Source organism: Congregibacter sp. (assembly GCF_047617445.1).
Lineage (GTDB): Bacteria > Pseudomonadota > Gammaproteobacteria > Pseudomonadales > Halieaceae > Congregibacter.
The window spans coordinates 44,147-52,507 of the sequence record NZ_JBLGBE010000014.1; the positions used below are offsets into that span (position 1 = coordinate 44,147).

Genomic DNA, 8,361 nt, shown 5'->3' on the forward strand with positions numbered 1-8,361 from the left:
TCGTCTAGGATCTGGGCGTCAAAGCCAGCTGTCGTGACTGGGCAACAAGGCGGCCGCTGCTGTCCCAGACTTCCCCGTCTTCTTCCATCATCCCGCCGCTAATGAAGCGCGTGCTGAAACGACAGCGCAGCCAGCCAGGTTCAGGTATTGCTCGGATGTGCGCCGTGAGCTCTACCGTCGGGGTCCATGCCACCGGAAGATTGGCATTGAATATCGTAGGGGGAAAGCCGTCCGTTGCCAAGAGCAGGCCAAAGGGGTCCATGGGCTGATTGTCGGGAAAACGCAGCCAGCCGCGAATCAAAGGATCGCCCGAGGGTTTGCCACGGAGAAATTCCGCGTCGTCCGGATGCAGCCGTAAATCCACGCGACCCATCATAGCCGGTGGGAAGCCCCGCTCAGGATTCGGTACCGAGCGTACGCATTGGTCCGGGGGAGGGAGATCCGGTGGGCTAGCGTCCACGCGAGCAGGTCCGGTAAAGCTCTCTAGATCGGCAAAGCTGCCCAGTAGTTCGATGAGGGGTTTATCGGGGCTTTGTAAGGTCGCTCGAACGGTGGTGAGGCGTTTGCCTGCTTTGATGACTTGCGGGTCGATGGTGACCGGGCCAGGTTTGCCGGGGGCCAGGTAATGAGCTGTGACGGTGATGGGGTGTGGTCGGCCTGCTGCGCGTGCCATAGCTCGTGCGCCTAGAGCGAGTAGGTAGCCGCCATTGGCGTTGCCCACAATATCCCAGCCTTCGGCGATCTCTGCGGTATAGGGTTGTTGCGTGCTGTCTATCGCGGTTGCCTTCTCGAAGCTCATTGCCCGATGACCTCTGTGATGAGTTTGGAATTGTGATGCTGCCAAGGTCGTTAATGTTGGCCAGTGTGACGCATATCTTGGACGCAGAAAGTACCCGCTCAGCGCGAACGAAGCTAGCCCTTGACGCACTCTGAGCAGGACAGGCTTTGGGCGTGCACGGTGGCGTTCCTGAAGCCTTGACCACACACGGATTTCCTGTGATTGTTTGCGCCATCAAAAATATTCGTAAGCGCGTACAGAAGGGTGCACTCATGACAGAAAAAGACAGCAGCAGACTCTTATTAGAGTTGGAAAAAATCCGGCGTGATGTCAATCGTGAAATCATGAATCCATCCATACCAGAGCTGAGCGTCGATTCCATACGACCGGTGATCACCATGGCGGCTCGAGCACGACTTTTCTATCTTCAGGAGTTAATTGAGATCGCAAAAATATCGCCCGACACGCCATCCCATGAGCAGATAGCCATGCTGGCGCGTCGGCGTGAGGCCTACGAAGAACTACGAGCGGCGGTTAACGCCTTGGAAACAGCAATCAACCGAGGCTATCTCGACGTCATTGGCGCCTGAGATGAGTGACACCATGCATCCACAATTTCCCCATCTCTTTGAGCCGCTGGATCTTGGTTTTACCCAACTTAAGAACCGCATCTTGATGGGGTCTATGCATACTGGCCTGGAGGAGATGGGCCCCGCAGGCTTTGAGCGGATGGCCGCTTACTACGCGGAGCGTGCATCCGGTGGCGTTGGCATGATTATTACAGGTGGGAATGCGCCTAACGACTCAGCGGCGCTCGCGCCCGGCGAGTACGGAGCCTTTAACAGTGATGCGCATGTGCCCATGCATCGACTTGTTACCGATGCGGTGCACGAAGCTGCGCCGGATTGCAAAATTTGCCTGCAAATACTGCACGCCGGCAATCTGGCTCACAGCGCTGATCCCGTAGCACCGTCGCCCATCACATCACCTATTAGTCGCCGCGAGCCTCGGGCGATGACGGTTGATGATATCGAGGCAACCATTCAGGACTTTGTGCTCTGCGCTCAGCGTGCAAAGAACGCGGGCTACGACGGCGTCGAGATCATTGGTTCTGCGGGTTACTTGTTGAGCACCTTCCTACTGGACAAGACCAATCACCGACAGGACGAGTGGGGCGGCGATTATGAAAACCGAATGCGTCTGCCTGTGGAGATTGTGCGGCGTACCCGGGAGGCTCTTGGTCCCAATTTTATCGTTATCTATCGTATTGCAGCTATGGAGCTTATGGCAGATGGCAGCAGCTGGGACGAGGTGGTGACCCTCGGCAAAGCTATCGAGGCCGTCGGCGCATCCATCATGAGTACGCACTTTGTGTGGCACCAGGCGCAGGTACCTACCATCAGTACTCGGGTGCCTCGTGCCGCATTTGCTAGCGTTACCGGGCGTCTGCGCAAAGAACTCTCCATACCGATGATCACGAGCAACCGTATCAACATGCCCGAAGTGGCCGAGCAGGTACTTGCCGACGGGTTTGCCGATATCACCTCTATGGGGCGCCCGATGTTGGCCGACTCGCAGTTTGCCAATAAGGCTTTTGAGGGTCGTGTGGACGAGATCAATACCTGCATTGCCTGCAACCAGGCCTGCCTTGATCACGCTTTTCGTGGGAAGACGGTGTCCTGTTTAGTGAATCCCAGGGCTTGTCACGAAACTGAACTGGATTACCGTCCGACGACTGCGCCCAAGCGTATTGCCGTGGTCGGTGCGGGTCCGGCGGGTTTGGCGTTTGCGACTACTGCCGCGTTGCGAGGTCACAAGGTGACACTGTTTGAGGCAAGCAATGAGTTAGGTGGACACTTTAATCTGGCCATGCGTATACCCGGCAAAGAGGAATTCGCCGAGACCATTCGTTACTTCAAACGCCAGCTGGAACTCACCGGCGTGACAGTACACATGGAACATCGGGTGAACCCCAATGAGCTGAGCGCTGATGATTGGGATGAGGTGGTGATTGCCACAGGCCTGGTCCCTCGCGATCCCGAAGTTCCGGGTATCGATCATCCGATGGTGATGAGCTATGACGAGGCTATCCGCGGCACGCGGTCTTTAGGTAAATCGGTAGCGATCATCGGGGCGGGTGGCATAGGCTTTGATGTTGCGGAGCTTGCGTCTCACGCGGGCGTTTCTGCCGCGCTGGACCGCGATGTTTTTGCCCGGGAGTGGGGGATCGACTTCGAGAATCATCCTCGCGGTGGTGTTGCCGGCGTGGAGCCCGTGGTGGAAATTGCGGATCGGGAGATCTTTCTTTTGCAGCGCAAGCCGACCTCCCCGGGTCGCGGCTTGGGTCCGACCACTGGCTGGACGCATAAGCTGGCCTTAAAGCGCCGGGGCGTGCATATGCTCAAGGGCGTACGCTACGACGGCATTGATGATCGTGGGCTGCATATCTCTATTGACGACGAGCCGCAGCTTTTGCCGGTGGATGCTATTGTGGTCTGTGCAGGGCAGGAGTCGGAGCGTAGCCTATTCGATGCGTTGGTGAGTGCGCGAAAGGGCGTTCATTTGATCGGTGGCGCCGATTTGGCCGTGGAGATTGATGCAAAACGCGCCATCGATCAGGCCTGTCGCTTGGCAGCCGAGCTATGAGTGAGTTTGGTCGCCGTTAAAAGCTAGTCATGTTTCAGCGCGCTCGCTTGGGTCGCTGTGCAAATCATTTGAACAAGGTGAATTAATCGTGCCCGTGCCCACCTATTTTGTGGCTGACTGGAGATGCTTGCTACTTAGCGACAATGAGGCCGTTGTCGGTGAGTGACTTACTGCCCTGGGAATACGGGGTCATCGCCTTACTGTTTGTCTGGGGGGGCTTTGTGCGCTCCGGCTTAGGCTTTGGTGGTGCGGTACTTACGCTGCCTTTTTTGCTGCTGATTCGCGATGAACCGCTGCTTTTTTTACCGATTATTTCGGTGCACCTGCTGTTTTTCTCGGGCTTAACGGTATGGCAGGCCCATCGGACGGATGCCAAGCAAGGGAAGGCGGTTAGCACGATCAACTGGGAATTTCTGCGCTACGCGCTGCCCCTAATGATCGTGCCCAAGCTCATTGGTGTGGCTGGAGTGATTACGCTGCCTGGTTCGCTGGTAACCGGATTCATCTTTTGCACGGTCACTCTATATGCAATTAGTTACATAGTGGGTCGGCCGTTTAAAAGTAACAGCAAGCGCGTGGATGCTTTCTTCCTCATGCTTGGGGGGTATGTGAGCGGTGTGTCCTTGATCGCGGCTCCTCTGGTGGTGCCGGTGGCGGCAAGCCGAGTCTCAAAGGAGCAGCTGCGCGATACTTTATTCGTGCTGTGGATAGTTCTGGTGGGTCTTAAGCTTCTGGCGTTTGTCCTTACAGACGTAGACCTGCAGTGGAGCGAGCATCTGTGGCTGCTTCCCTGTGCGGCCATTGGGCATGTGCTGGGCCTGAGGTTTCATGCCTATAGCCTGCGGGCGGATACGCAATTATTTTTTAGGTATCTGGGCATTGCACTGTTGATGGTCAGCGCAGCAGGTCTTGCCAGGTTTTGGCTCAGTTGGACTGCAGGCTGACGCGACCCAAAATACCCGCTACCCTTAGACCATAGACTAAACGAGTAACTGTCATGATTTTTCGAAGCGTTGTCGCACTGCTAGCCCTGTCTCCATTGATGGGGTTCGCCCAGTCTTTGGGTATGGAGAGCGACTGGTTAGAGCTGGTCAAAGGGCAGCGAGACGGTAAGTCCGGCGCACAGGTCATGGATGTCAAACAGGATCCGTCCACCGGCTTTCAGACTGTGATGATGAAGGTGCCTAAAGTCGTGATGGCTTCCGACTATGACATGGAAGAGGTGAGGGTGGTTGGCCAGGCTCCGGAAGAGACCGAAATGCCGGACTTGTTGCCCGAGTTAGAAACCGAATGGGTCGATGACTACGATAACGACCACTATGGCCTGCTCGTGAAATTTAGAAGTGATCAGAAAATACCTTTCCGTTTGTTCTTCTCTGCCGATGGGCAGGGCGGAAGCATTGATGGCGGTGTTCAGCCTTGACAGAAAACGTCTAGATATCTATAGTCCCGCCCGCTACGCGCCCGTAGCTCAGCTGGATAGAGTACCTGGCTACGAACCAGGGGGTCGCAGGTTCGAATCCTGCCGGGCGCACCATATAAATCAAAGGGTTACAGAGTTTCACGCTCGTAACCCTTTTTTTATTTCCGACGTTTTTCCGACAGCCTGTTTTTGACCCTGAATAATGGCCAAAGCAGGCGTCTGTGCAGTACCCCGATCCGTAATCCTCTGAGCAGCCGACAGCAGTTCTCCTGGCTCTGCTGCGTAGTAGTGGGTGGTGATATCGCCACTTGCGTGGCCCAGCAGTAGTTTCCTGGTTTCCAGCGGTACGCCGGCGGCGCGCAGTCTGCGGCCACAGGTGTGGCGCAGGTTGTGTACCCCCTTCATGACCATCGGATCCTCCGGGAGCCCCGCACGCGACCACGCGCGGCGCCAGGCAGAGGTGCGCAGCGTACCGAGGCGTTCGCCAAGCTTCGAGGGTGTTGCCCGGACGGCCAATGAGAGATGAGAGGAAAGGCATGCAAAACAAGTCGAGTTGTTCCCGGATACTGTTGTGTGGGCTGCTGCTACTGGTAGTGCCTCTGGGAACTGCACAGGCGCTAGCAGCGCAAACTTCGGCCTTGCCCGAGAGGGCTCAGGCGGTCTCGCTCGATGGGTGGCCGTTCTACGCCGCAGGGCCGAGCGAGCAAACGCTGGAGAATCTCCGCGCAGCCCAGCACGCTTACGACGTCGATCCCGGGGACGCCGAAGCCAATATCTAGCTGGGCAGGCGCATTGCCTACACCGGCGATTATCGTCGCGCGATCAAGGTGTTCAGCGACGGTATTTCGACGTTTCCTGGTGATCCGCGTTTCTATCGACACCGCGGGCATCGCTATCTCTCCGTCCGCAAGTTTGACGACGCCATTGGCGATTTTCTGCGTGCGGTCGTGCTGATGCAGGATTTGCCGTCGGCTATCGAGCCCGATGGTATGCCCAATGCATTGAACATCCCTCTGACCACCACGCAGGGCAACGTCTGGTACCACCTGGGTCTGGCGTACTATCTCAAGCAGGACTGGCCTCTGGCGTTGGCGGCGTTTCGCAGCGGGTATCGTCTGGGCGGCAACGATGACAACCTCGTGTCGAGCGGGCATTGGATTTATATGATTTTGCGTCGTATGGGTGAAGACGCCAACGCCGCGGAGGCTCTGGACGAGATTAGCGTCGATATGAATATCACCGAAAACATGAGCTATCACCAGCTCTGTCTTCTGTATAAAGGCGGTCTCCCCATGGAGGAAATGATGGATGCGAACGGTGACGATCCGAGCAATGCGGCCGTCGCTTACGGGCTTGCCAACTACTACTACAACGGTGACAGGGCGCGATCAGACGAACTGCTGCGAAGTATCGTGTCGGGATCCAGTTGGAGTTTCTTTGGTTACATTGCTGCCGAGGCTGATCTGGCCAATCCGGCGCGTTAGCGACTAACATCAAATGTTTGATGCCTCCCGCACAAGTGGGCGCAACAAAAACGGATTCGCACGATTACCACTGGTGCGGCATGATGAAAGTAATATCTGTCGACCGAGATACACAATTTATCAGAGCCGGTTATATTGCAGGCTTGAAATCACCATTTCACCAATTCAAAAACGTGAGGCACCACATGAAGAGAAATATTTTTGTCATCGCTATGGCGCTAGGTATCGCAGGATCGCCTGCTGTCGCCGCCGATTATGACGCCGTTAAATCCAAGCTGGAAAAAGCAATGGCTGCCCCGGTCAGATCAGAGGCCGAGACGAGTAGAGATCGCAACCGCAAGCCAGTCGAGACTCTTGAGTTCTTTGGCTTACGTGATGATATGAAAGTGGTCGAACTGTTTCCGGGAGGTGGCTGGTACACGAAGTTGCTGGCGCCTGTACTGGCCGAGGACGGTGAGTTCTATGTCGCTTTCGGCGCAGACCGCGTGCTGGAGTCCTTGGCGGGTAAGCCCGGTTTTGGCGAGATTCAGAAGACCGGCGAATTCGCCAATATTGACCTCGATATCGACGATGTCGACATGGTGCTAACGTTTCGTAACTATCATAATTTCGACGAAGACAAGCGGATGGCCTTGAACGAATCTGTTTTTGACTCGCTTAAGTCAGGAGGCATTTATGCGGTGGTGGATCATACGCGCCGACACATGCAGGGTGATAACGACGAGAACGGACGGCGCGTTGACCCGGTACACGCCATCAAGGAGATTCAGGCCGCCGGCTTCGAGCTTGTTGACTACTCCAACCTGCACTACCGAGCCGATGACGAATTGCGCTACGAAGTGGGTCGCAAGACCGTCACTGGCAATACGGACCGCTGGACCCTGATGTTTCGTAAGCCGTAGGCAGAAGATGAGAAGGCGTTTTATAGCTTGGGTGCACAATCATCGCGGCTAAAAACGCCTCAGAAAACTCAGTAAGTTCTCCCGCGTGCGCTGGCTGCGCTCGCGGGAGAACTTAATCACCCCATTTTACGGCGCTTATTGTGAATTGAGGTGCGATCCAGAGACTCTGCGGCCGGGCCAGCTGCGGCTCGGATTCGTTGTCGCTAGTTAGAAAAGCTGTCGAAGGTGAAGGTATCGACAGGGGTGTCCAGTTTGAGATCCAAACGATGCCAGCCAGGGCGCAAAGCCTCAACAGCAATCAACGTGGCCGAAACTGGCTGTGACAAGTAGCGTCCATTGATGCGGCCGCGGTTTTGTCACGAGGGCGGCCAATTGCGCAATGAAATCCACCGGATCGAAGGCGACCTGGGTTGCCCCGTCCCGATAAGGCGTCTGTAATCAACGATTACCAATCGAGTACCCCTATGAAGAACACATGCACCAACATCGACCAATTCATGGCTGGCTTGCGCAAGCGCAATCCAGGCCAGGAAGAGTTTCACGAAGCCGTCCAAGAGGTGGCCTCCGACGTGCTGCCATTCATCGCGAATCATAAAGACTACCAAGGCGAATGCCTGCTGGAGCGCCTAACCGAACCCGACCGCGTCATTTCATTCCGTGTGAGCTGGGTCGATGATGAAGGCAATGTACGCGCCAACCGTGCTTGGCGCGTACAGTTCTGCAACGCCATCGGTCCCTACAAGGGCGGCATGCGTTTCCACGAAACCGTCACCGAGAGCGTGCTTAAGTTCCTCGGCTTCGAACAGATCTTCAAGAACAGCCTTACCGGCCTGCCTATGGGCGGTGCCAAGGGTGGATCTAACTTTAATCCGAAAGGTAAGAGCGATGGCGAGGTAATGCGCTTCTGCCAGTCACTGATGACCGAACTGCACCGCTACATCGGCCCGGATAAGGACGTGCCCGCAGGAGACATCGGCGTCGGCGCGAGGGAGATCGGCTACCTGTTCGGCCAGTATCGTCGCCTGTCGCACACCTTCACCGGTGCAATGACCGGCAAGGGAATCTCGTTCGGCGGTAGTGTCGGCAGGAAAGAGGCGACCGGCTACGGTGTCGTCTACTTCATGCGCG

Annotated in this window: 11 protein-coding genes and 1 tRNA gene; 9 read left to right on the forward strand and 3 right to left on the reverse strand. The window is 56.2% G+C overall.

Features of this window, described 5'->3' with window-relative positions; translation table 11 throughout:
• Positions 1-4 precede the first annotated feature (4 nt).
• A complete protein-coding gene (locus tag ACI9KD_RS05455; RefSeq protein WP_414980144.1) occupies positions 5-799 on the reverse strand; it encodes a thioesterase family protein in 795 nt (264 codons plus the stop codon).
• A gap of 146 nt (positions 800-945) precedes the next feature.
• Between ACI9KD_RS05455 and ACI9KD_RS05460 the strand changes: the two genes are divergently transcribed.
• The 5 genes from ACI9KD_RS05460 to ACI9KD_RS05480 all read left to right on the forward strand — a co-directional run bounded on the left by ACI9KD_RS05460 (position 946) and on the right by ACI9KD_RS05480 (position 4,961).
• Complete coding sequence (locus ACI9KD_RS05460) at positions 946-1,368, forward strand: hypothetical protein (protein WP_414980145.1); 423 nt, start codon at positions 946-948, stop codon at positions 1,366-1,368.
• A 1-nt stretch (position 1,369) separates the two neighbouring features.
• The gene (locus ACI9KD_RS05465; protein ID WP_414980146.1) at positions 1,370-3,424 is read left to right on the forward strand and encodes an FAD-dependent oxidoreductase; all 2,055 of its coding nucleotides are present in this window, start codon (positions 1,370-1,372) and stop codon (positions 3,422-3,424) included.
• Between the two features lie 158 nt (positions 3,425-3,582).
• Positions 3,583-4,368 carry a TSUP family transporter gene (locus ACI9KD_RS05470; RefSeq protein ID WP_414980147.1) on the forward strand — a complete coding sequence of 262 codons (786 nt, stop codon included), beginning with the start codon at positions 3,583-3,585 and terminating at the stop codon, positions 4,366-4,368.
• 53 nt (positions 4,369-4,421) lie between these two features.
• Positions 4,422-4,847, forward strand: coding sequence for a hypothetical protein (locus tag ACI9KD_RS05475; protein ID WP_414980148.1), 426 nt, complete (start codon positions 4,422-4,424; stop codon positions 4,845-4,847).
• Between the two features lie 37 nt (positions 4,848-4,884).
• A tRNA-Arg gene (locus ACI9KD_RS05480) sits at positions 4,885-4,961 on the forward strand.
• 24 nt (positions 4,962-4,985) lie between these two features.
• On the opposite strand, the gene ACI9KD_RS05485 is transcribed toward ACI9KD_RS05480, so the two are convergent.
• The gene (locus tag ACI9KD_RS05485; RefSeq protein ID WP_414980149.1) at positions 4,986-5,459 is read right to left on the reverse strand and encodes a tyrosine-type recombinase/integrase; all 474 of its coding nucleotides are present in this window, start codon (positions 5,457-5,459) and stop codon (positions 4,986-4,988) included.
• On the opposite strand from ACI9KD_RS05485, the gene ACI9KD_RS05490 reads away from it, so the two are divergent.
• The 3 genes from ACI9KD_RS05490 to ACI9KD_RS05500 all read left to right on the forward strand — a co-directional run bounded on the left by ACI9KD_RS05490 (position 5,384) and on the right by ACI9KD_RS05500 (position 7,233).
• Positions 5,384-5,626 carry a hypothetical protein gene (locus tag ACI9KD_RS05490; RefSeq protein ID WP_414980155.1) on the forward strand — a complete coding sequence of 81 codons (243 nt, stop codon included), beginning with the start codon at positions 5,384-5,386 and terminating at the stop codon, positions 5,624-5,626. The two genes, ACI9KD_RS05485 and ACI9KD_RS05490, sit on opposite strands and share 76 nt — an antisense overlap.
• A 48-nt stretch (positions 5,627-5,674) precedes the next feature.
• Complete coding sequence (locus tag ACI9KD_RS05495) at positions 5,675-6,331, forward strand: hypothetical protein (RefSeq protein ID WP_414980150.1); 657 nt, start codon at positions 5,675-5,677, stop codon at positions 6,329-6,331.
• 185 nt (positions 6,332-6,516) lie between these two features.
• Positions 6,517-7,233, forward strand: a complete 717-nt coding sequence (locus ACI9KD_RS05500; protein ID WP_414980151.1) for a class I SAM-dependent methyltransferase — start codon at positions 6,517-6,519, stop codon at positions 7,231-7,233.
• Between the two features lie 203 nt (positions 7,234-7,436).
• Here ACI9KD_RS05500 and ACI9KD_RS05505 read toward each other — a convergent pair whose 3' ends face one another.
• Positions 7,437-7,559, reverse strand: coding sequence for a glyoxalase superfamily protein (locus ACI9KD_RS05505; protein WP_414980152.1), 123 nt, complete (start codon positions 7,557-7,559; stop codon positions 7,437-7,439).
• Between the two features lie 138 nt (positions 7,560-7,697).
• Between ACI9KD_RS05505 and ACI9KD_RS05510 the strand changes: the two genes are divergently transcribed.
• The coding region (locus ACI9KD_RS05510) for a Glu/Leu/Phe/Val dehydrogenase dimerization domain-containing protein (protein ID WP_414980153.1) at positions 7,698-8,361 on the forward strand (664 nt) is incomplete at its 3' end.